Origin of the sequence: Pseudomonas sp. TH43 (assembly GCF_016650635.1) — a bacterium.
Classification (GTDB): domain Bacteria; phylum Pseudomonadota; class Gammaproteobacteria; order Pseudomonadales; family Pseudomonadaceae; genus Aquipseudomonas.
On record NZ_JAEKFI010000003.1, the window covers coordinates 992,963 to 1,014,347 of the forward strand.

The following is a 21,385-nucleotide window of genomic DNA, read 5'->3' on the forward strand; positions in this document are numbered from 1 at the left end:
GGCTTACTCCTTGTCCGCCAGATTGACCACACGGTTGGAGCGATCCACCGGACGCACCTGCTGACCTTCGAGCAGCACATGCACGCCAGCGGCCACCACCCAGTCACTGGCGTTCAGCCCCTCAAGCACCGGTACGGTTTTTTCGCCGAACGGGCCAATGCGCACAGGGGTCTTCTTCAAGGTGTTGTTGGCGCTGACGACCCAGACGTAGGTCGCGCCGTTTTCTGCGGTCAGCGCCGAGAGTGGCACCGACAGTGACACGGTATCGGCCGATTGCACGAACACGCGGGCGCTCTGGCCCAACTCGGCCGGGACTTTGCCGCTGGTAAAAGAAATACGTGCGGCGAAGGTGCGTGAACGTGGATCGGCAGCCGGCGACAATTCGCGAATCTGTCCTGCGAAGCGTTGGTTCTGTTGGGTCCAGAGTTCTACCGTAACCGGCTGGCCGACCTTGAAGCGACCGAAGCTTTGCTCCGGCAGGCTGATCAAGACTTCGCGCTCGCCATCGGTGGCGAGGGTAAACACGGTTTGCCCGGCAGCAACCACCTGCCCGACTTCTACCGAACGCTTGGCCACCACGCCATCCTGAGGCGCACGCAATACCGCGTAACTGGCCTGATTGGTCGAAACGTTGAACTCAGCTTTGATCTGTTTGAGGCGCGCTTCGCCGGAGCGATAGAGGTTTTCGGCGTTGTCGTAGGCCGAACGGCTGACCATCTGCCGATCCATCAGGGTCTTGTAACGGTCTCGTTCGGCACGCACCAGGTTGAGATTGGCTTCGGCGGCGGCGACTTGCGCGCGGGTGGCGTCCAGTTGCAGGCGCACGTCCTGTGGATCGAGTTCGGCGAGCGGTTGATCGGCCTTGACCCGCTGGCCTTCGTCGACCAGTCGTCGGCTGACTTTGCCGCCAATGCGGAACGCCAGATCGGGTTCGTATCGGGCGCGCACCTCGCCCGGATAACTTTCCATCGCCTGCGCCGAAGGCTCTGGCTGCACCACCATGGCGGGTCGCACGGTGACTTGCGTCGCCTCTTCCTGACCACATGCGGACAATATCAACGCCAGACTGACTGGCAACGCAAAGGACAACGCATGGCGGAACATGGTGACGGACCTTTCGCTAATGGTGCTTGGAATAATTATACTGGCCGGTATGTTATTAATAGCAAACTCACCAGTCCAGTATTAAAAGCGAAGAATGTCGAACAATCTTGCAGCTCCAAACGGCCCGGGCCGCCCCAAGGATCTGGCCAAGCGCCAGGCAATCCTCGACGCGGCAAAAATTCTGTTTTTGAGTCATGGCTATGCCAACACCAGCATGGACGCGGTGGCCAGCGAGGCCGGCGTGTCGAAGTTGACGGTCTATAGCCATTTCAACGACAAGGAAACGCTGTTTTCCGCCGCCGTGGTGGCCAAATGCGAGGAGCAATTACCGCCACTGTTCTTCGAATTGCCCGAAGGCATCGCCGTGGAAAATGTGTTGCTGAACATTGCCCGAGGCTTTCATCACCTGATCAACAGCGATGAGTCGGTGAATTTGCACCGTTTGATCATGGCGCTGGGCGTTCAGGATCCGAAGCTGTCGTTGATCTTCTTCGAGGCAGGCCCGCAGCGCATGGTGCAAGGGATGGAAAGGCTGCTGACGCAGATCCATGACAGCGGCGCACTGAGCATCGACTTGCCACGCAATGCCGCCGAGCACTTCTTCTGCCTGATCAAGGGCGCGGGGAATTTTCGGTTGTTGTACGGCTGCGGGGAGCCGTTAACTGAAGAGGCTTCAGAGAGCCATATTCAGGAAGTGGTGGCTTTGTTTATGCGCGCCTATAGGCCCTAAATATCTGGTGTTTAGCTGGCCCCTTCGCGAGCAGGCTCGCTCCCACATTTGAAATGCATTCCAGTGTGGGAGTGAGCCTGCTCGCGATTGGGGCGACTCGGTTTTAAGGCTTGAGCGCTTTCTTCGGGTAGATATCGTACCGGCTGGATTTGCCATCCAGCGCATGACTCGGCTTTGGCCCCTCAATGCACGGTGCCTTGCGTGGCCGCTTGACCACCACCCGGTGTGTCGCCAGCGCCAACGCCGCTTTCAGCAACGCCGGCGCATCCGGATCATCGCCAACCAATGGCCGGAACAGGCGCATTTCCTTCTTCACCAACGCAGTCTTCTCACGGTGCGGAAACATCGGGTCGAGGTAGATCACCTGCGGCGCCTCACCTTCCCAGTTCTGCATGACCTCGATGGAGTTGCCCTTGAGCAACTTCATTCGCGCCACGATCGGTGCCACGTCGAAATCCTCCGCCGCCCGCGCCAGACCATCCTCCAGCAGCGCGCCAATCAGCGGCTGGCGCTCGATCAGGCTCATCTCGCAACCGAGACTGGCCAGCACGAACGCATCCTTGCCCAGGCCCGCCGTGGCATCCAGCACGCGCGGACGTACGCCTTGAGCGATGCCGACGGCTTTGGCAATCATCTGCCCGCTGCCGCCGCCGTACAAACGCCGATGGGCCGCACCGCCCTCGACGAAGTCCACGCGCACCGGCCCCGGCGCATCCGGCCCGAGTTGTTGCAGCTGCAAACCCTGCTCGCCGACCTGCAAGGCGAACTCGCCGTCAGCCACTTCCAGCGGCAGGCCTAGGCGTCCGGCCCACTGTTCGGCTTGCGCTGCAAACGTCGGGCCGAGGGGCTGGACATGGATGCGGCAGGCCGCGGGTTGCTCAATCATGGAAAACACGCTCAAAAAAGTTAAGGATCGGCGGAAACCGCCGATAACCCAATCAACGCGCATTTTGCCAGAGCTGAGCGTCAACCGAAAAAAATGTCAGGCATTCTCCCCACATCGATTGGCTACATCTCGCCCCATGGCGACTTTAGCCGTCAAAATACTCAAGCACTGAGCGGCGTCAGTCACCTGTGGCAGGATTTCTTTGCCCAGGCGATGGCCGAACAGTCGAGTGATGTGGTGCCGGCTTGCGGCACATTTCCACCGGTTGATCTGAGCAGCACTGAAGAGCCGACCATCGGCAGCGACCTGCACGCGCACATCGTCAGCCAGCGTGAATGCGACGTGGTTGAAACCGAAGTGCGCCCGCCAGAGCCACTGTTCCTGCCGATCGCCGAATTCGAAATGGAACTGGCTGACAAGCCATTCCCACCGTTCCCGCCGGAAGAGCTCAAGGCCCAGCAAGCGCAGCAGGATTTCGACAGCAGCTGGGTACGTCCGGTGGTGATCAACAACGGTCAACCTGTACCGGAACCTGGCGCCGCGCCGCAGAAACGCCCGCTGTACCTGCCGATTGCCGAGTTCGACATGGATTTGCTGCAAAAGCCTTTTCCGCCGTTCCCGCCGGAAGAGATCGTCGAGCAGCAGAAGGCACTGGACTTCGATAACGGTTGGGCACGCCCGATTGTTCTGCAGAACCTGCGCATCGCCGCCTGAATCTCAGCGACACACGCTCCAGCGCCCGACATCGACATGAAAGTGATTGCGATGGGCGGCGTTGTAATCCGGACTTAACACCACACTGAACGCCTCACAGGCGCCATCGCGCACCTGACGCAGAAACTGTGCGTCCTGATTTTGCCGGGGCCAGTCTTTGAGCACGCTGATGCTGCGCCCGTCGGCCAGGCGAAAACCGGCGATATCCAGCGCATCGGCACTGGCATGGCGGCTCAGTGCGCCGCTCTCGCGATTGTAGATATTGCGGCAGGCAAAGCTGCCGAGGTGATCGAGGCGCGCTACTTTCTGGCCGTAAACGGCTTGCGCGGCGGGTTGCAGGGTATGGTGCTCGAACATCGCGTAGGCCACTGCCAAGGGACAACTGGCGAGGAAACTGCTGCTCAGCGCCACCTCACCGCCCTGAACGCGCAAAGCGCCGATCAGCGGGCACTTGGCGTCGGGGCTGTCGGATTGTCGTGAGACGCGCAGATTGGAGCTGGCCAGCGCCTGCGCGCAGAGGTCGGGGTCACCGCGCAAACGCATCAGCTTGTAGCCGGTCAGCCAGTTGGGCGTGGCTTTAACGTCCAGCGGCGCCCATGGATTCCACTCCGGCGGGATGTCCAGCCAACCGCGCCAGACACTGACCAACGCGGCGCCGATGATCAGCAATACGCTGAGTGCAAGCCAACGCGCCATGCTCAGCCTTTGAAAAACTGATTGGCCTTGGCGTACGGCATCGACCGCGACGTAAAGCCGAACGTGCCCGATTGCTGGATCTCTTGCGCCGCACGATAGAACTCACCGAACGCTGCCAACGCCAATGCCGAGCCGGTGCTGATGCGCCGTACGCCCATTTCTTGCAGTTCCTGCACCGTCAGCTTCAAGCCGCCGGACATCAACACGTTGACCGGTTTCGGCGCCACCGCGCGCACCACCGCCAGCACTTCTTCGGCATTGCGCAAACCCGGCGCATACAACACGTCGGCGCCGGCCTCGGCGAAAGCCTGCAAGCGGCGAATGGTGTCGTGGATATCGGGATTGCCGTGCAGATAGTTCTCCGCACGGGCCGTCAGGGTGAAGGGAAACGGGAGCGTGCGCACTGCGGCGACGGCAGCTTCGATACGCGCCACGGCGTGTTCAAAGCAATAGATTGGCGCATCGGCGCGGCCAGTGGCGTCTTCGATCGAGCCGCCCACCGCGCCCGCGTCGGCTGCGCGCAAAAGACTTTTGGCACACTCGGCCGGATCGTCGGCGAAACCGTTTTCCAGATCCACCGCCACCGGCAAGTCCGTTGCGGCGACAATCGCGCGGACATTGGCCAAGGTCTCTTCGAGACTCAAAGCGCCATCGGCCTTGCCCTGGGAAAACGCATAACCGGCGCTGGTGGTCGCCAGGGCCTGATAACCGAGACTGGCGAGCATCTTCGCCGAGCCCGCATCCCACGGATTGGGAATGATGAAAATTCCCGGATGCTCATGCAGGGTTTTGAAGGCGTGGGCTTTGCGGGTTTGCGCGTCCATCGGCGAGCTCCTGGGCAGGAAAACTGAAGCGCCTCAGAGCAGGTCAAGCTGCTCGGCGGCGGGTTCTCTGTATAGCTCAGGCAGCGATGGCAAGCCAGGCAAACGTTGCATCAGTTGCGCGTGAAAACGTTGCGCCAGTTTCGCCGCCAACAGGTTATCGGCGGTGTGCAGGAAGATGTACGGCGTGCGCCCCTCTTCGATCCACTCGGCGATTTTCGCCACCCACGGCACGAGGAATGTGTCGTTGGCCTCAAGCTCGGGATGGCCGATGAAACGTACCTGCGGGAATTGCGTGAACGCCGCCGGACGCGTCGGCACCCGAGGCTTTTTCGATTGTGCGTGGATCACCGAAGACTCGGTCGACAGGCAACTGAACAGTGCACGCGGATCAAGGCAGATGCGCTCGACGCCACGGTCGAGCAGCAAGCGATTGAGCAAGCGTTCGCTTTCACCCTTGGCGAAGAACTGTTCGTGGCGCACCTCCACCGCCAGCGGGCAGTCCAGCGCATCGATGAACGCCGCCAGCTCCGGCAGCCGATGCGGCGTAAAGCTTTTCGACAATTGCAGCCACAGCGGCGACACGCGCTCACCGAGGGGCTTGAGTAGCTGCAGGAAGGTTTCGGCAGCGGTCAGTTGCTCGCGCAAGTCACCGCTGTGGCTGATGTCACCGGGGAATTTGGCGGTGAAGCGGAAGTGTTGAGGCATGACCTCGGCCCAACGCTGCACGGTGGCGGGCGACGGGCTGGCATAGAAGGTCGTGTTGCCTTCGACAGCGTTGAACACCTGACAATAGAGGCCGAGGAATTCGGAGGTTTTCGCGTCTTGCGGATACAGATACTCGCGCCAGGCGTTTTCACTCCAGGACGGGCAACCGAGGTAGTAAGGCAGATCCATCAGATATACAGATCGAGGCCCAGCACGTCCGCATCCCAATCGACAAAACCGGCAGTGCTCAGGTAGCTGGCGAGGGCCATGGCTACGCTCTTTTTCATCGCACGGTGGTAGATCATGTCTTGCTGACGGGCAGGCAGATTGCTCAGGCGTTGCGCAGAAGCTTTGGCAGCACGGGCGGCCAGTTGCTCTTCGCTCGGGAATTCCAGCTCGCCGTCGATATCGTCGACGGATTCATCCAGCGCCACATTGCCTTTGCGAGGCTTGCGCTTGATGGGGTAGGACTGAGAGGAAAGGCCGTCTATACGCATAATTTCATGCTCGGTATCGATGATGGCAATTTAGCGGCACTTGACCGACTTAGCAAACTGCCGAGTGATAACTAGAACACATAAAGCGCAAAAGGTTTAAAGCGCGGGGTTGGAAACTGACGATTGGCGTCGTCTGCAGAAATCTTTTCGCGAGCAGGCTCGCTCCCACAAGGACGGCGCAGTACCTGTGGGAGCGAGCCTGCTCGCGAAAGGGCCAACTCGGTATCGAGTGAATCAACGAGCCTTGGGGGTGGCCACTTTGTCGCGCAGGTAAACCGGTTGTGCGTCGTCGGCCGGGACCGACTCGCCGCGCTCCCAGGCAAAACGCGCCAGCGTCAGCAGGTCTTCGGCGTGAGGCAGCATGCCGGCGTCGGAGCCGCTCAGATTGACCGCGATGCGCTCGGCATAACCCCAGCCTGTCCCAGCACCGAACCACTCGCCACTGGCATCAACCGGCAGCGCCGCGACTTCCGGCGGCAACACCGCTTCGGCGCCGACCAAGCGCATCTCCCCCGCCGTCTCGCGGTAGCAACCCCAATACACTTCATCCATGCGCGCATCGATGGCCGCCGCGACCTGGCTCACGCCATGCTCACGCAACGCACGTTGCGCCAGCACCGCAAGGTTGGACACCGGCAACACCGGACGGTCCAGCGCGAACGCCAGCCCTTGCACCACACCGATAGCGATCCGCACACCGGTAAATGCACCCGGCCCACGACCGAACGCAATCGCATCGACCGCTTGCAAGGTCGTGCCGGCGTCGGCGAGCAATTGCTGAATCATCGGCAGCAGCTTCTGCGCGTGCAGGCGCGGGATCACCTCGTAATGACTCGTGACCTTGCCGTCATGCAGCAAGGCAACGGAGCAAGCTTCAGTCGCGGTGTCCAGGGCCAGCAAGGTGCTCATCGATGTTTCCAAAACAGGGGTGGGGAAAAGTGCGTCAGTATAAACAACTACGGCCCGCAAGCGGGCCGTGGATGATGCAGCCAGTCAGACTTTTCAGCTCAGCGCTGCCAGCACCTTGGTGGTGATCGCATCAACCGAACCAACGCCTTCGATGTGGCTGTACTTCGGCTTGCCGTTGGCAGCCGAAAGCTTCTGGTAGAAATCCACCAGCGGCTTGGTCTGCGAGTGGTAGACCGACAGGCGATGACGCACGGTTTCTTCAGTGTCGTCCTTGCGCTGTACCAGCTCTTCGCCGGTGATGTCGTCTTTGCCAGCAATTTTCGGCGGGTTGTAGACGATGTGGTAAACGCGGCCGCTGGCTTCGTGAACACGACGACCGGCGATGCGCTGAACGATTTCTTCGTCTTCAACCGCGATTTCAACCACTGCATCCAGCTCGACGCCGGCAGTGACCAGAGCTTCAGCCTGCGGAATGGTGCGCGGGAAGCCGTCGAACAGGAAGCCGTTGGCGCAGTCAGGCTGAGCAATACGATCCTGAACCAGGGCGATGATCAGGTCATCCGACACCAGGCCGCCGGCATCCATGATGCTCTTGGCTTGAACGCCCAGCGGAGTGCCGGCCTTGACCGCTGCGCGCAGCATGTCGCCGGTGGAGATTTGTGGAATGCCGAATTTTTCGGTGATGAACTTAGCCTGAGTACCTTTACCGGCCCCGGGAGCTCCCAGCAGAATGACGCGCATTAGATGTGCTCCTCAATTTTTTTATAAAAAGCTTTTACAAAACAAAGGATTCGCCTCTTGGGACGAATCCTGAAAAATACGGGTCGTGGCCGCACAAACGGCCAAAGGCTGATCAAGATACACAGCAGGCTGCGCCCACACAAGACGCCAAAAGTCGGAGAAACCGAAGCCCACCGCGACCTTGCGACGCGGTAACCCAAGTCGCAACCCCATCATTAACTGTCGCCTGACCGCACTTGCAGCGTTCAGACAAAGCGGCATCCGGCGTTTACTCCAGGTGCCGCACGCCACGGCAAAAACCTTAGCCGGTATTGCGCAAACCGGCGGCAATCCCCGCCACAGACACCAGCAACGCTTGTTCCACCGGACTGCCCTGCTCGACTTCCTGCTGCCGCGAACGCGCCAGCAACTCGGCCTGCAATAGATGCAGCGGGTCGAGGTAGGTGTTGCGCAAACGGATGAATTCAAGGGTGTCCGGGCTATGTGCCAGCAGCTGCGACTGGCCGGTCAGGCCGAGTACCACCGCGCACGCCTGCGACAATAGGTCGCGTAACTGCGCGCCCAACGGCAGCAAGTCCGGCTCGACCAGACGCTGATCGTAGGACAGCGCAATGTCGGCGTCAGCCTTGGCCAGGACCATTTCGAGCATGTCGATGCGCGTGCGGAAGAACGGCCATTGCTCGCGCATCTGTCCGAGCAATTCGCCCTCGCCGCGCTCCAGCGCTTTGCTCAACGCCGATTCCCAGCCAAGCCAGGCCGGCAGCATCAGCCGCGTTTGCGTCCAGCCGAAGATCCATGGGATCGCCCGCAGGCTTTCAATGCCGCCCGCTCGACGTTTGGCCGGACGACTGCCGAGCGGCAAGCGCCCCAACTCCTGCTCGGGTGTGGACTGACGGAAATACTCGACGAATTGCGGATTCTCGCGCACGACCTGGCGATAAGCGCTGACACCGTCGGCCGCCAATTCGTCCATCAGATGACGCCATTCGGGGGTTGGCGGCGGCGGGGGCAGCAGTGTCGCTTCGAGCACCGCGGCCAGATACAGATTGAGGTTTTGCTCGGCGATGTCCGGCAGACCGAATTTGAACCGAATCATTTCCCCCTGCTCAGTGGTGCGGAAACGCCCCGCCACCGACCCCGGTGGCTGCGACAGAATCGCCGCGTGCGCCGGGCCACCGCCACGGCCCACGGTGCCACCGCGACCGTGAAAAAGCAGCAATTCGACTTGTTGCTCGCGGCAGATTTCCACCAGCCGTTCCTGCGCACGGTATTGGGCCCAGGCCGCTGCGGTGGTGCCAGCATCCTTGGCCGAGTCGGAATAACCGATCATCACTTCCTGCGGGCCTTGCAGGCGCGCGCGATAACCCGGCAGCAGCAACAGACGCTCCATCACCGGCCCGGCATTGTCCAGGTCAGCGAGGGTTTCGAACAGCGGCACCACACGCATCGGCCGCAGCACGCCGGACTCTTTGAGCAGCAACTGCACGGCGAGGACGTCGGAAGCGGCGCCGGCCATGGAGATCACATAGGAGCCGAGCGAAGCGCCCGGTGCGGCGGCGATTTCCTTGCAGGTATTGAGCACTTCAGCAGTATCGGCGGACGGCTTGAAATGCGCTGGCAGCAACGGCCGACGATTATTCAGTTCTTGCGTCAGGAAGGTGATGCGCTGCTCTTCGTCCCAATCTTCATAACGACCGAGGCCGAGGTAATCGGTGATTTCAGTCATCGCCGAAGTGTGCCGCGACGAATCCTGGCGCACGTCGAGGCGCACCAGGAACAGGCCGAAGGTCACCGCCCGGCGCAGGCAATCGAGCAACGGGCCGTCAGCAATCACGCCCATGCCGCATTCGTGCAGCGAGTTGAAACACAGCTCCAGCGGATCGAGCAAATCACGATTGTTGTGCAATACATCAGCCGGTGCCGGGGTATTCGCCGTCAGCGAGGCATGCGCCCAGTTACGCGTCGCACGCAGGCGTTCGCGCAATTGTTTGAGTACCGCCCGATAGGGTTCCGCGCTGTCGCCAGCCTTGGCTTTCAGGGCATCGCTGGCTTGTTGCATCGACAGTTCGGCAGCGAGGTGATCGACATCGCGCAGATACAGATCAGCCGCCATCCAGCGCGCCAACAGCAACACTTCGCGGGTCACTGCCGCGGTAACGTTGGGGTTACCGTCACGGTCGCCGCCCATCCACGACGCGAAGCGGATCGGCGCCGCTTCCAATGGCAGACGCAGGCCGGTCGCTTCAAACAAGGCCTTGTCGGCCTTGCGCATATGGTTGGGAATCGCTTGCCACAGCGAGTGTTCGATGACCGCGAAACCCCATTTGGCCTCGTCAACGGGCGTCGGCCGAGTACGGCGAATTTCTTCGGTGTGCCAGGCTTCAGCGATCAATCTTTGTAGGGTGTTTTGAATCTGTTCGCGCTCGGCCGAGGTCAGATCGCGATGATCCTGAGCGGCGAGTTGCGCGGCAATTGCGTCGTACTTCTGGATCAGCGTGCGCCGCGCCACTTCGGTCGGGTGCGCGGTCAGTACCAATTCGATTTCCAGCCGCGCCAGTTGCCGGGCCAGCGACTCGGCGCTGTGGCCTTCGTTGCGCAGACGTGCAAGCAATTCAGGCAATACGCGGGACTCGAACGGTGCGGGCTGCGACTCTTCGCGACGATGAATCAGCTGATACTGCTCGGCGATGTTCGCCAGATTGAGAAACTGGTTGAACGCCCGCGCCACCGGGAGCAATTCGTCTTCGCTCAATTGATTGAGGCTGGCGCTCAGTTCAGCGTCCATCGAGCCGCGGCGATCAGCCTTGGCGCCCTTGCGGATCTGCTCGATCTTGTCGAGAAAGGCCTCGCCGTACTGGTCTCGAATGGTGTTGCCCAACAGCTCTCCGAGCAGGTGAACGTCTTCGCGCAAGCGTGCATCAATATCGGTCATCAGCAGTTCTCCAGCAGTAATCCGGACGGCTTTGGAAACAAGTGCGTGGGCTAGAGAGTGCCGTTCCAGAACGCTTCTTACAAGCAGGCGACGAAGGGACTTTAAACCTTGTGGCCGAAAGCTAGTCTCAACAGTAAGCCGTACAACGGCTTGCCGCCGGCCCCGGCGGACACTCACCCAAGCCTGCCACCCGCAGGTGCGACATGAGGTCATCATGAAAATCCGTGAACTCGCCCAGCATTGGGAAGAAAACGCCAAAGGTCGCCTGACCGACACTGGCTACACGATTCATCTGGACGTCGAGGCCGCTGCGCGCCTGGCGGCGATTGCCGAAATGTACCCGAAACGGCATGCCGAAGAATTGCTCGGCGAGTTGATCGGCGCTGCGCTTGAGGAATTCGAAGCGAGCCTGCCGTATGTGAAGGGCTCGACCGTGGTGGCGACCGATGAGGAAGGTGATCCGTTGTATGAAGACGTTGGGCCTACGCCAAGGTTTCTGGCGTTGTCGCGACGGCATTTGCAGGACCTTTCGGCTGCTGCCGGCAAGCAAAAACACTGACACAACCTAGTCCAAAACTGTGGGAGCGAGCCTGCTCGCGAAAGCGGTATATCAGTCGACATTGATGGTGACTGGCACACCGCATTCGCGAGCAGGCTCGCTCCCACATTGATTGTATTTCTGCCTTAAAATCGACGTATTTTCGATATTGGAAACACCCGCGCGTACCGCTTTATCCTGCCAAAGTTCCCGCCTTAGAGCCTTGTCCATTCAGTCAAAAAAAAATTTGGCGATAGGCCATCTTTTCTGAACTTTTGAAAAATCCCTCCGGTCGGAAGCTGTAACCACGCCTGGAACGAGCGTTTCAAAAACGCGCTTTCACACGACGCTTGCGGCTCCTCGACCAGGATGGATTTAGATGTTCTTAGGAGATGCCTAATGGAGTTGAAGACCATGAAAAACCAAACCTCGTTCTCCCACCTGCGCGGTCTGAAACTGGCGGCTCTGGCCATCGGCACCAGCTTCGTACTGGCCGGTTGTGCCGGCAACCCACCGACCGAGCAATACGCCGTGACTCAATCGGCCGTGAACAGCGCCGTCAGCGCTGGCGGTACCGAGTTTGCCGCGGTTGAGATGAAGCAAGCGCAGGACAAACTGAAACAAGCCGAAATCGCCATGCACGACAAGAAGTATGACGACGCCCGCCGCCTGTCCGAGCAAGCTGAATGGGACGCTCGTGTAGCGGAACGCAAGGCTCAGGCAGCCAAGGCCGAACTGGCTGTGAAGGATTCCCAGAAAGGTGTTCAGGAACTGCGTCAGGAAAGTCAGCGCCCAGTGCAGTAAGCGCGCATCCCGACCGCAAAGCTGAAACTTTATCGATAGAAAGGACGACAAATTATGCGTAAGCAACTGATGATCCCCGCTCTCCTGGCCGCAAGCGTTGCCCTGGCTGCCTGCTCCACTCCGCCTAACCCGAATCTGGAACAGGCACGCACCAACTACGCCGGCCTGCAAGCCAACCCGCAGGCGAGCAAAGTCGCCGCGCTGGAAACCAAAGACGCCAGCGATTATCTGGACAAAGCCGACAAGGCTTACCTGGACAAGCAAGACGCGTCCAAGGTTGACCAACTGGCGTACCTGACCAACCAGCGCGTGGAAGTGGCCAAGCAGACCATCGCCCTGCGCACCGCTGAAAACAACCTGAAGAACGCTGCAGCCCAACGTGCCCAGGCACGTCTGGATGCCCGTGATCAGCAGATCAAACAGCTGCAAAGCAGCCTGAACGCCAAGCAGACCGATCGCGGTACGCTGGTGACTTTTGGTGACGTACTGTTCGCCACCAACAAGGCTGACCTGAAATCCAGCGGTCTGGTCAACATCAACAAACTGGCGCAGTTCCTTCAGGAAAACCCTGATCGCAAAGTGATCGTCGAGGGTTACACCGACAGCACTGGCGCGGCCAACTACAACCAGTCGCTGTCCGAGCGTCGTGCGACCTCGGTACAGGTTGCATTGATCAAGATGGGTGTCGATCCATCGCGCATCGTGGTTCAGGGTTATGGCAAGGAATACCCGGTTGCCGATAATGGCAGCGTTTCCGGCCGTGCAATGAACCGTCGTGTGGAAGTGACCATTTCCAACGACAACCAGCCAGTGATGCCACGTTCGGCTGTCAGCTCGAACTAAGCGCCCTGCTGTAACGCAAAAGCCCCGCCTGATTTGATCAGGCGGGGCTTTTTTGTGGGGCTGAAATCGCGGCCCCTCACCCCAGCCCTCTCCCGAGGGAGAGGGAGCCGATTTGTGGTGCTTTCAGAATTTGTGTTCGACTCGGTGGATCAGATCGGCGTAACTCGAAACACACCTCGGTCAGTCCCCTCTCCCTCTGGGAGAGGGTTAGGGTGAGGGCTGAACCTGCAGAATCACTCTTGCAGCTTCTGCGGGGTCTCTTCGCCCATGCAGCGCACGGCTTTTTTCTGTGCGTTGATCAGCACGCCGGTCAGGCCTTTCTGTTCGGTGTCGAACAACACCAGCACGCCATCGATGCACTGCGCCACTTGCGGCGCCGGGTCCAGCGAGACTTTGTAGTCCTCGCCCGGCACGGTTTTGAGCATGGTGAATTCGTTGAGCAGCAACGCATCCTCGGGTTTGGCGAAGTGCAGATAACCGTAGTACCACAGCGCCCCGACGGTGCCGAGGATGCTGCAGATACCGGTAATGATCAGCGGGATGGCGTTACGTTCTTCACTCATTGCGGACTCTCATCTTCAGAATTCGGAGGTGTCGGGTAATTGGGGATTTCGCCGAGCCGGCGCAGGCCGTTGAAGTGCTCGGGATCGTCGAGATAGCGCAGCATTACCTGGCGCCACACCGGATCGCCAAAAGTCTGCACGTGGCCGCCACGGGTCAATTGCAACACACGCGGTGGCGGCGCAGCTTGATACAAGCGGATGCCGTTGGAAAGCGGCACCAGCGGATCGTCGATGCTGTGGAAGATCAGTTTTGGCACGCCGTTGAGCTGTGGCATCGAGTTGATTGCGCTGTCGCCATCCGGCACCAGCCACGACAGCGGCACCTGAAATGGCCAGGTCAGCCATGAGGTGCTCAGCGCGTATTGACCGACGCTGCGGTAGCTGGCGGGGACGCCGTCGAGCACCAGCGCTTTCAGCTGTTTCTGCCGTTCGGGATGCTGCACCAGCCAATGCACCGCCATCGAACCGCCAAGGCTCTGACCGAGCAGCACCAACGGCTTGCCCTTGACCTCGGGCGCCTTGTCGAGCCAGGCGAACGCGGCGTCGATGTCCTGATAAATCGCCGGCAAGCTCGGCTCGCCCTCGGACAAGCCGTAACCGCGATAGTCCACCAGCAGCACTTGATAGCCGTTTTTCGGCAACCACCAACTGCCACCGAGGTGCATTGGCAGATTGCCGCCGTTACCGTGCAGGTGCAGTACTGTGCCTTTGACCTCAACGCCGGGTTTGGCCGGCAGCCACCAGGCGTTGAGCTTCAGGCCATCAGCCGTGACCAGGGTGACGGTACGGTATTCGAGTTTGGCCTTTTCCGGGGTGAAGGTCTGACCCGGCTCGGGATAGAACAATAGAGAACTGCAACCGCCGAGGGTCAGGAGCAGGCAGAAGATGCCGAGGATTCTCATCCGGTGAAACCTCGCAAAAATTCAGGTTGGAATTCAGAACAAACCTGTAGGAGTGAGCCTGCTCGCGATAGCGGTGTGTCAGTCGATATACATGTTGATTGACACACCGCTATCGCGAGCAGGCTCACTCCTACAGGGGATTTATTGTGATCTAAAGGATGTTGGAGTAATCCGCTTCGATCCGGTCCAGGCTCAGGTGATTGAGGAAGTTGGAGAAGCACATCCACGCCGACAACGCATTCAAATCGCGGAACTGATCCGGCAGATATTTCGGCGGCACCACCAGCCCTTCATCCACCAACTGACGCAACGTGCGCATGTCTTCCAGAGTGGTCTTGCCGCAGAACAACAGCGGGATCTGCTCAAGTTTGCCCTTACGCACAGCCAACTGAATGTAGTTGTAAACCATGATAAAGCCCTTGAGATAGGACAAGTCTTTGGTAAATGGCAGCCCCGTCGGCGTCGATCCACGGAAAACCCGGCTGGCGTTGCCGTAGCTTTCCGCCATCTCAAAGCCCTGCTCGCGGAAGAACTCGAACACCTGCAGGAAGTCGGCGCCCTCCTCTACCATATGAATGGCGCGAGTGCGGTTGGTCAGTTTGCGCAGGCGACTCGGATAGGAGGCGAAGGTAATGATTTCCATGAGGATCGCCAGACCTTCCTGGGTCACCGTCGACGACGGCGGGCCTTTGGAGAGAAAGGTGCAGATCGGCTGGTTCAAACCGTTGAGCGTGGTGCCAACGTGCACCAGCCCCTCATGAACTTCCAGTGCGCGCACGTCGCGGTCGTTGAACATCGCGTCGGTGCGGATCTTGATGTAGTCAGCACCCGCCGCCGCGTCGGCAACGATGCCGTCGGACTCGAATACGCGGATGGTTTCCTCGGCCTCGCCGAACACCTTGTTCAGGCGGGTTTGCAGCAGATGCACGGCGTCTTTGGCGGTGAGGGTTTTCGGCTCATCCTTCAAGTCGCCTCGACCGTCGATGTTGTTCAGGTAGTCGGACATCATCAGGCCGAGGTCGGCCAGGGTCGGATCACCGGCGTGAAACGCGTCGGACGCAGCGCCGTACAGTTCTTGCGAGATCAGGCCGAAATCCTCGGTGCCGCGCGCTTCGAGCATGCGCACGACCATGCGGTATTCCTTGCACATGCGCCGCATGATCTGCCCGACCGGGTTGAACTGGCCGAGCTGACGGGTGATGTCGCGCTCGATGTTCTGGAATTCCAGTTTGACCTTGCTTGAATCGAAACTCAGTGGGCGATTGAGGTAGTAGTCGCGATCCACTGCCGGCATTTCCTTGCCTTTGGCCTTGAGAAAGCCCTTGCGGATGTTCTCGTCCCACTTGACCGCGTCGAGCACACGGATCGGCGTCTGCGCCAGCACAATGCGGTCGGACAACATGCGTATCGTCTGCTGGTAATCGTCCACCCGAAACTCCTGTAGAAAACGTGACGCACTGAATTATTTGGCGCGGGCCTGACGCTGGTAGCGCGCGGCTTCGACGAATACATCGGAATTGGCCGGATCGTCGAGGTAGGCAAAGACCTTGTCGAGCTGGCTGTCGACCTCAACGCCGTCGCCATCGTCAGTCTGGAAGGCCTGACCGTCCAGGGCTTTTTGCTTGATCGCTTGATTGATCTGTTCCAGATCGAGGTTGTAGACGACCAATTCGTGTTTATCGGTGAGCTCGAACCCGGCGATGGTGAAGTGGCCGCCATAGCGCGCCGGGACTTTCGCCGACAGATACCAGCGACTGCCGTGGCGCGACACGGTGAAGGGATACGCTTCGCGCTCCTGAGGCTTGGCCTTGAAGTACGTGACGGCCTGATAACGGTCGTTGCCAAGCCGGCTCAGCTCAAGGTTCATTGGTTCGCCCCAGGCATTGGTGCTCGACCATTTGCCGAGCAAGCCTTTGGGCGCCGGCTCACTGGCGGGCAGCGGCTCCTTGAAAGTCACCAGACAGCCACTGAGCAGCAGGAACGACAAGGCGATCAGCACGCCACGCCAGGCTTTCATTCAATACTCCCTATGAACCTGAAACACTTTCCCCTGTAGGAGCTGCCGAAGGCTGCGATCTTTTAATCCTGATCTCTGAAAGCAAGATCAAAAGATCGCAGCCTTCGGCAGCTCCTTCAGGGGGATCGGCGTCAAACGGACGCGAGCACCAGGTGCATGTATCGAGTCAGAATGCCGAGCATGTCTTGTTCGGCCAATGGCTCGGCGTCGTTGAGCAGGCCCTGATATTCCATCCGTCCGATAATCGCCGTCAACACCTTGGCATCCTGCTGCGGTTCGCGCGAGCCCAGCACCTGAAATAACTGGCAGGTACCCTGCAACAGAATCTGCTGGTGCGAGCGCACCAGAATTGCCAGACGCGGGTTGAGCAGTGCCTCCTGACGGAAAGCCTGCTCGGCCATCAAGTGCTCGCGACGGTTAATCAACTGCCGATGAACATAGTCGGCCATCAACCGCGCAATGTCGTCAGCCAGCTGAGAGCGCGACTCGGGGCTGCCGTCACCGCTGACCACCATCTCGCGCAGCAGACCTTCGTTGTTGACCCACAACTTGGCCATGTATTCGGCGCTGCGCTCGACGTACTGAGCGAAGGTATCGGTGAGCAGGTCATCGATGTCCTTGAAGTAATACGTGGTGGCCGACAGCGGCACACCGGCCTCGGCAGCCACTGCACGATGGCGCACAGCACGCACGCCATCACGCACGACAATGCGCATCGCCGCGTCGAGAATGTCCTGTCGACGCTGCTCACTGCCCTGTCGGCTGGCCTTGCGGCCCTGGTACTGAACGCTTTCAGCGACCGCAGTGGCGATACCCGCTGCACCTTCTTGAGCTATTGCACCCATCACGACAGAACTTCCTCTGCAATCAAAAGTAACCAATTGATACATTTGTACCAGACAGGCAATAAAAAGCCGCCTGTTTTAGGCGGCTTTTTAACTGAAACGTTTACGCTTGCGGTCGCATATGCGGGAACAGGATCACATCGCGGATCGACGGCGAGTTGGTCAGCAACATCACCAGACGGTCGATGCCGATCCCTTCACCGGCCGTTGGCGGCATGCCGTACTCCAGCGCGCGAACGAAGTCGGCGTCGTAGTGCATGGCTTCGTCGTCGCCCGCGTCCTTGTCCGCGACCTGAGCCATGAAGCGCTCGGCCTGGTCTTCCGCGTCGTTCAACTCGGAGTAGGCGTTGGCGATTTCACGGCCGCCGATGAACAGCTCGAAACGGTCAGTGACGTTCGGGTTGTCATCGTTGCGGCGCGCCAGCGGCGACACTTCGAACGGGTACTGTGTAATGAAGTGCGGCTGCTCCAGCTTGTGCTCGACCAGTTCCTCGAAAATCATCACCTGCAGTTTGCCCAGACCTTCAAAGCCCAGCACCTTGGCGCCGGCCTTCTTGGCGATGGCGCGAGCCTTGTCGATGTCGTTCAGATCATCGGCGGTCAGCTCAGGGTTATACTTGAGAATCGAGTCGAACACCGACAGACGCACGAACGGTTCGCCGAAGTGGAACACCTTGTCGCCGTAAGGCACGTCGGTGCTGCCCAGCACCAGCTGCGCCAGTTCACGGAACAGTTCTTCGGTCAGGTCCATGTTGTCTTCGTAGTCGGCGTACGCCTGGTAGAACTCCAACATGGTGAACTCAGGGTTGTGACGAGTCGAAACGCCTTCGTTACGGAAGTTGCGGTTGATCTCGAAAACCTTTTCAAAACCACCGACCACCAGACGCTTCAGATACAGCTCAGGCGCGATACGCAGGAACATTTCCATGTCCAGCGCGTTGTGATGGGTTTCAAACGGCTTGGCCGCAGCGCCGCCAGGAATGGTCTGCAACATCGGCGTTTCGACTTCGAGGAAGTCGCGCTGCATCAGGAAGCTGCGGATATGCGCAATGACTTGCGAACGCACGCGGAAGGTCTGGCGCACGTCTTCGTTGACGATCAGGTCAACGTAGCGCTGACGGTAGCGCTGTTCGGTGTCGGTCAGGCCGTGGTGCTTGTCTGGCAGCGGACGCAGCGATTTGGTCAGCAGACGCACGCTGGTCATTTCAACGTACAGGTCGCCCTTGCCGGAACGCGCCAGAGTACCTTCGGCGGCAATGATGTCGCCCATGTCCCAGGTTTTAACGGCGGCCAGGGTTTCTTCAGACAGGGTTTTACGGTTGACGTAGACCTGAATGCGACCGGTCATGTCCTGAATCACCATGAACGAGCCACGGTTGAGCATGATGCGACCGGCAACCTTGACCGGGATTGCAGCCTCTGCCAGCTCTTCCTTGGTCTTGTCCGCGTACTGTTTCTGCAGAGCATCGCAGTAGTTGTCGCGGCGGAAGTCGTTCGGGAAGGCATTGCCCTTGGCGCGCTCGGCAGCCAGCTTTTCCTTGCGCAAGGCGATCAGGGAGTTTTCTTCCTGTTGCAGGGCTTGCGGGTCGAGTTGTTGGTCGCTCATGTCTTTAGATATTCCATCACAGGTTCGTTACCCCCGGCGTGGCGCCGGGGTTCGCGGGCAAGCCTTGCTCCTACAGGGTCGCGTGTCACCGCGACCACTGCAGAGCAGGCCTTACAGCCCTGATTTCAGGCTGGCATACAGGTATTCGTCGATGTCGCCGTCGAGTACCTTGTCGCAGTCGCTGCGTTCGATGTTGGTGCGCAGATCCTTGATCCGCGACGCATCGAGCACGTACGAGCGGATCTGGTGGCCCCAGCCGATGTCGGACTTGGTGTCTTCCAGCGCTTGCGACGCGGCGTTGCGTTTCTGCATTTCCTGCTCGTACAACTTGGCCCGCAGCATTTTCATGGCGGTGTCCTTGTTGGCGTGCTGGGAACGTTCGTTCTGGCAGCTGACCACGGTGTTGGTCGGTACGTGAGTAATACGTACGGCCGAGTCGGTGGTGTTTACGTGCTGACCACCGGCACCGGAGGAACGATAGGTGTCGATCCGCAGGTCTGCCGGGTTGATTTCGATTTCCACCTTGTCATCGATCTCTGGCGAGACGAAAACCGCGGAGAACGAAGTGTGGCGACGGTTGCCGGAGTCGAACGGGCTCTTGCGCACCAGACGGTGCACGCCGATCTCGGTGCGCAGCCAGCCAAAGGCGTATTCGCCCTTGATGTGCACGGTCGCACCTTTGATCCCGGCGACTTCACCGGCCGACAGTTCCATGATGGTCGCGTCGAAACCGCGTTTGTCAGCCCAGCGCAGGTACATGCGCAGCAGGATGTTGGCCCAGTCCTGGGCTTCGGTGCCGCCGGAACCGGCCTGGATGTCCAGGTAGGCGTTGTTCGGGTCCATTTCATGGCTGAACATGCGGCGGAATTCCAGCTTGGCCAGATTTTCCTCGAGACGGGCCAGCTCGGCGACGACATCGCCCACTGCGCCTTCGTCGTTTTCTTCGACGGCCATGTCCAGCAGGTCGCGGCAATCGGCCAGACCGGCGTTCAGTTCGTCGAGGGTGTCGACGATCTGTGCCAGCGCCGAGCGCTCACGGCCCAGTTCCTGGGCGTATTCAGGTTTGTTCCAGACACTCGGATCTTCAAGCTCGCGATTGACTTCGGTCAGACGCTCATGCTTTTGATCGTAGTCAAAGATACCCCCGAATAGTTTCGGAGCGCTCGGACAGGTCCTTGATGGTGTTCAGGATCGGATTGATTTCCATGACGGGCAGCACTCGTTGGCGAACTTTTGAAAGCCGGCGAGTATAACGTAATCAAGCTGTCACGGCAGCCCGTCTGGCGGCTCCGGGGATCATTAAACCCTTTGCCCTCACCCTAGCCCTCTCCCAGAGGTAGAGGGGACCGATCGGGGGATATTTGAGAGGTACGCCGACGTGAGAGGGCTTTGCTGAATCCGGAAGTGCCAAGCTTGCAGACCCATAATCGACGCGGTCGATCAGGTCGATGTACAGCGCCAGACACCACGGTCGGCCCCCTCTCCCTCCGGGAGAGGGCTGGGGTGAGGGTCAGCCGTTACTCGATCCCGACCTGGTTGCGGCCATTGTTTTTGGCCAGGTACAACCCGCGATCCGCCGCCGAGATCAGCAGGCGGCAATCGCTGCCCGCCTGCGGCACCATGGTTGCCAGGCCGATGCTGATGGTCAGGCTCGCACCGTCTGCTGGGGTGTTGTGCGGGATTTTCAGCGAGGCCACTGTCTGGCGCAGCTTCTCGGCCACCAGCCGCGCACCGCCCGGCGAGGTGTTCGGCAGCACCAGGGCGAACTCTTCACCGCCGTAGCGCGCCGGCAGGTCAGAAGGTCGCGCACTGGCGTCGCGGATCGCCGTGGCGACCTTGCGCAGCGCCTCGTCGCCTTCAACGTGGCCAAAGCTATCGTTGTAGGACTTGAAGTAATCGACGTCGATCATCAGCAACGACAACTGGCTCTGATCACGCAGCGAACGGCGCCATTCCAATTCCAGGTATTCGTCGAAATGGCGGCGGTTGGACAGCCCGGTCAGGCCATCGGAGTTCATCAGGCGTTGCAGCACCAGGTTGGTGTCGAGCAATTGTTGCTGGCTGACCCGCAGCGCACGATACGCCGCGTCCCGTTGCAACAAGGTCATGTAGGAGCGCGAGTGATAGCGGATGCGCGCTACCAGTTCGATGGTGTCCGGTAGCTTAACCAGATAATCGTTAGCCCCGGCCGAGAACGCCGCGCTCTTGATCAGCGGGTCCTCCTTGGTCGACAGGACGATGATCGGGATGTCCTTGGTCGCCGGGTGATTGCGGTACTCGCGCACCAGACTCAGACCGTCGAGGCCGGGCATCACCAGATCCTGCAGAATCACCGTCGGCTTGATCCGCACTGCTTGCGCGATAGCCTGGTGCGGGTCGGAGCAGAAGTGGAAGTCGATGTTTTCTTCGTTCGACAGCCCACGGCGGACGGCTTCGCCAATCATCGCCTGATCGTCCACCAACAACACCATGGCGGCGTTTTCGTCGGTTTTAATGTCGTCGATCTGTAAGTCATTCATGGGCGGTCAC

The 21,385-nt window shown here is 59.8% G+C and carries 22 protein-coding genes; 5 read left to right on the forward strand and 17 right to left on the reverse strand.

The window, feature by feature from the left end; genetic code table 11:
- Positions 1-3: 3 nt before the first annotated feature.
- A complete protein-coding gene (locus tag JFT81_RS14190) occupies positions 4-1,104 on the reverse strand; it encodes an efflux RND transporter periplasmic adaptor subunit (protein WP_201227786.1) in 1,101 nt (366 codons plus the stop codon).
- 94 nt (positions 1,105-1,198) lie between these two features.
- On the opposite strand from JFT81_RS14190, the gene JFT81_RS14195 reads away from it, so the two are divergent.
- A complete protein-coding gene (locus JFT81_RS14195) occupies positions 1,199-1,834 on the forward strand; it encodes a TetR/AcrR family transcriptional regulator (RefSeq protein ID WP_201227787.1) in 636 nt (211 codons plus the stop codon).
- A gap of 103 nt (positions 1,835-1,937) precedes the next feature.
- On the opposite strand, the gene JFT81_RS14200 is transcribed toward JFT81_RS14195, so the two are convergent.
- Positions 1,938-2,717, reverse strand: coding sequence for a class I SAM-dependent methyltransferase (locus JFT81_RS14200; RefSeq protein WP_201228096.1), 780 nt, complete (start codon positions 2,715-2,717; stop codon positions 1,938-1,940).
- 96 nt (positions 2,718-2,813) lie between these two features.
- Here JFT81_RS14200 and JFT81_RS14205 point away from each other — a divergent pair, with 96 nt between their 5' ends.
- A complete protein-coding gene (locus tag JFT81_RS14205; RefSeq protein WP_201227788.1) occupies positions 2,814-3,434 on the forward strand; it encodes an energy transducer TonB in 621 nt (206 codons plus the stop codon).
- Positions 3,435-3,437: 3 nt separating this feature from the next.
- Here JFT81_RS14205 and JFT81_RS14210 read toward each other — a convergent pair whose 3' ends face one another.
- The 7 genes from JFT81_RS14210 to ppc form a co-directional block, all read right to left on the reverse strand.
- On the reverse strand, positions 3,438-4,130 hold the full coding sequence (locus JFT81_RS14210) for an extensin family protein (RefSeq protein WP_201227789.1): 693 nt from the start codon (positions 4,128-4,130) through the stop codon (positions 3,438-3,440).
- Between the two features lie 2 nt (positions 4,131-4,132).
- Entirely contained in the window at positions 4,133-4,954 is an 822-nt protein-coding gene (locus tag JFT81_RS14215; RefSeq protein ID WP_201227790.1) for an isocitrate lyase/phosphoenolpyruvate mutase family protein, read from the reverse strand.
- 33 nt (positions 4,955-4,987) lie between these two features.
- Entirely contained in the window at positions 4,988-5,848 is an 861-nt protein-coding gene (locus JFT81_RS14220) for a DUF72 domain-containing protein (RefSeq protein WP_201227791.1), read from the reverse strand.
- Complete coding sequence (locus tag JFT81_RS14225; RefSeq protein ID WP_201227792.1) at positions 5,848-6,156, reverse strand: hypothetical protein; 309 nt, start codon at positions 6,154-6,156, stop codon at positions 5,848-5,850. The genes JFT81_RS14220 and JFT81_RS14225 overlap by 1 nt, the downstream gene beginning before the upstream one ends.
- 234 nt (positions 6,157-6,390) lie before the next feature.
- Positions 6,391-7,065 carry a tRNA (adenosine(37)-N6)-threonylcarbamoyltransferase complex dimerization subunit type 1 TsaB gene (tsaB, locus tag JFT81_RS14230; protein ID WP_201227793.1) on the reverse strand — a complete coding sequence of 225 codons (675 nt, stop codon included), beginning with the start codon at positions 7,063-7,065 and terminating at the stop codon, positions 6,391-6,393.
- A gap of 93 nt (positions 7,066-7,158) precedes the next feature.
- Positions 7,159-7,806 (reverse strand): adenylate kinase, encoded by a 648-nt coding sequence (gene adk / locus JFT81_RS14235; RefSeq protein WP_134176932.1) that lies wholly within the window; start codon positions 7,804-7,806, stop codon positions 7,159-7,161.
- A gap of 301 nt (positions 7,807-8,107) precedes the next feature.
- Positions 8,108-10,738 (reverse strand): phosphoenolpyruvate carboxylase, encoded by a 2,631-nt coding sequence (ppc, locus tag JFT81_RS14240; RefSeq protein WP_201227794.1) that lies wholly within the window; start codon positions 10,736-10,738, stop codon positions 8,108-8,110.
- Between the two features lie 214 nt (positions 10,739-10,952).
- Here ppc and JFT81_RS14245 point away from each other — a divergent pair, with 214 nt between their 5' ends.
- The 3 genes from JFT81_RS14245 to JFT81_RS14255 all read left to right on the forward strand — a co-directional run bounded on the left by JFT81_RS14245 (position 10,953) and on the right by JFT81_RS14255 (position 12,923).
- Complete coding sequence (locus tag JFT81_RS14245) at positions 10,953-11,297, forward strand: pilin assembly protein (RefSeq protein ID WP_201227795.1); 345 nt, start codon at positions 10,953-10,955, stop codon at positions 11,295-11,297.
- Between the two features lie 378 nt (positions 11,298-11,675).
- Positions 11,676-12,080 (forward strand): DUF4398 domain-containing protein, encoded by a 405-nt coding sequence (locus tag JFT81_RS14250; protein ID WP_201227796.1) that lies wholly within the window; start codon positions 11,676-11,678, stop codon positions 12,078-12,080.
- Between the two features lie 54 nt (positions 12,081-12,134).
- Complete coding sequence (locus JFT81_RS14255) at positions 12,135-12,923, forward strand: OmpA family protein (protein ID WP_201227797.1); 789 nt, start codon at positions 12,135-12,137, stop codon at positions 12,921-12,923.
- Positions 12,924-13,156: 233 nt separating this feature from the next.
- Here JFT81_RS14255 and JFT81_RS14260 read toward each other — a convergent pair whose 3' ends face one another.
- The 8 genes from JFT81_RS14260 to JFT81_RS14295 form a co-directional block, all read right to left on the reverse strand.
- A complete protein-coding gene (locus tag JFT81_RS14260) occupies positions 13,157-13,486 on the reverse strand; it encodes a hypothetical protein (protein ID WP_016983545.1) in 330 nt (109 codons plus the stop codon).
- Positions 13,483-14,388: an alpha/beta hydrolase gene (locus tag JFT81_RS14265; RefSeq protein WP_201227798.1), complete on the reverse strand. Its 906-nt coding sequence runs from the start codon at positions 14,386-14,388 to the stop codon at positions 13,483-13,485. The genes JFT81_RS14260 and JFT81_RS14265 overlap by 4 nt, the downstream gene beginning before the upstream one ends.
- A 151-nt stretch (positions 14,389-14,539) precedes the next feature.
- On the reverse strand, positions 14,540-15,790 hold the full coding sequence (locus JFT81_RS14270; protein ID WP_201228097.1) for a flavohemoglobin expression-modulating QEGLA motif protein: 1,251 nt from the start codon (positions 15,788-15,790) through the stop codon (positions 14,540-14,542).
- 60 nt (positions 15,791-15,850) lie between these two features.
- Positions 15,851-16,405 (reverse strand): hypothetical protein, encoded by a 555-nt coding sequence (locus JFT81_RS14275; protein WP_201227799.1) that lies wholly within the window; start codon positions 16,403-16,405, stop codon positions 15,851-15,853.
- Between the two features lie 131 nt (positions 16,406-16,536).
- The gene (locus JFT81_RS14280; protein WP_201227800.1) at positions 16,537-17,250 is read right to left on the reverse strand and encodes a TetR family transcriptional regulator; all 714 of its coding nucleotides are present in this window, start codon (positions 17,248-17,250) and stop codon (positions 16,537-16,539) included.
- A 103-nt stretch (positions 17,251-17,353) separates the two neighbouring features.
- Positions 17,354-18,856: a lysine--tRNA ligase gene (gene lysS, locus JFT81_RS14285; RefSeq protein WP_201227801.1), complete on the reverse strand. Its 1,503-nt coding sequence runs from the start codon at positions 18,854-18,856 to the stop codon at positions 17,354-17,356.
- Between the two features lie 111 nt (positions 18,857-18,967).
- Positions 18,968-20,063, reverse strand: a protein-coding gene (gene prfB / locus JFT81_RS14290; protein ID WP_102358477.1) for a peptide chain release factor 2 whose coding sequence is annotated in 2 segments (ribosomal slippage) — positions 18,968-19,990 and positions 19,992-20,063 — 1,095 coding nt in all. Because the reading frame shifts where the segments join, the coding sequence is not laid out codon by codon here.
- Positions 20,064-20,373: 310 nt separating this feature from the next.
- A complete protein-coding gene (locus tag JFT81_RS14295) occupies positions 20,374-21,375 on the reverse strand; it encodes a PleD family two-component system response regulator (protein WP_201227802.1) in 1,002 nt (333 codons plus the stop codon).
- Positions 21,376-21,385 lie beyond the last annotated feature (10 nt).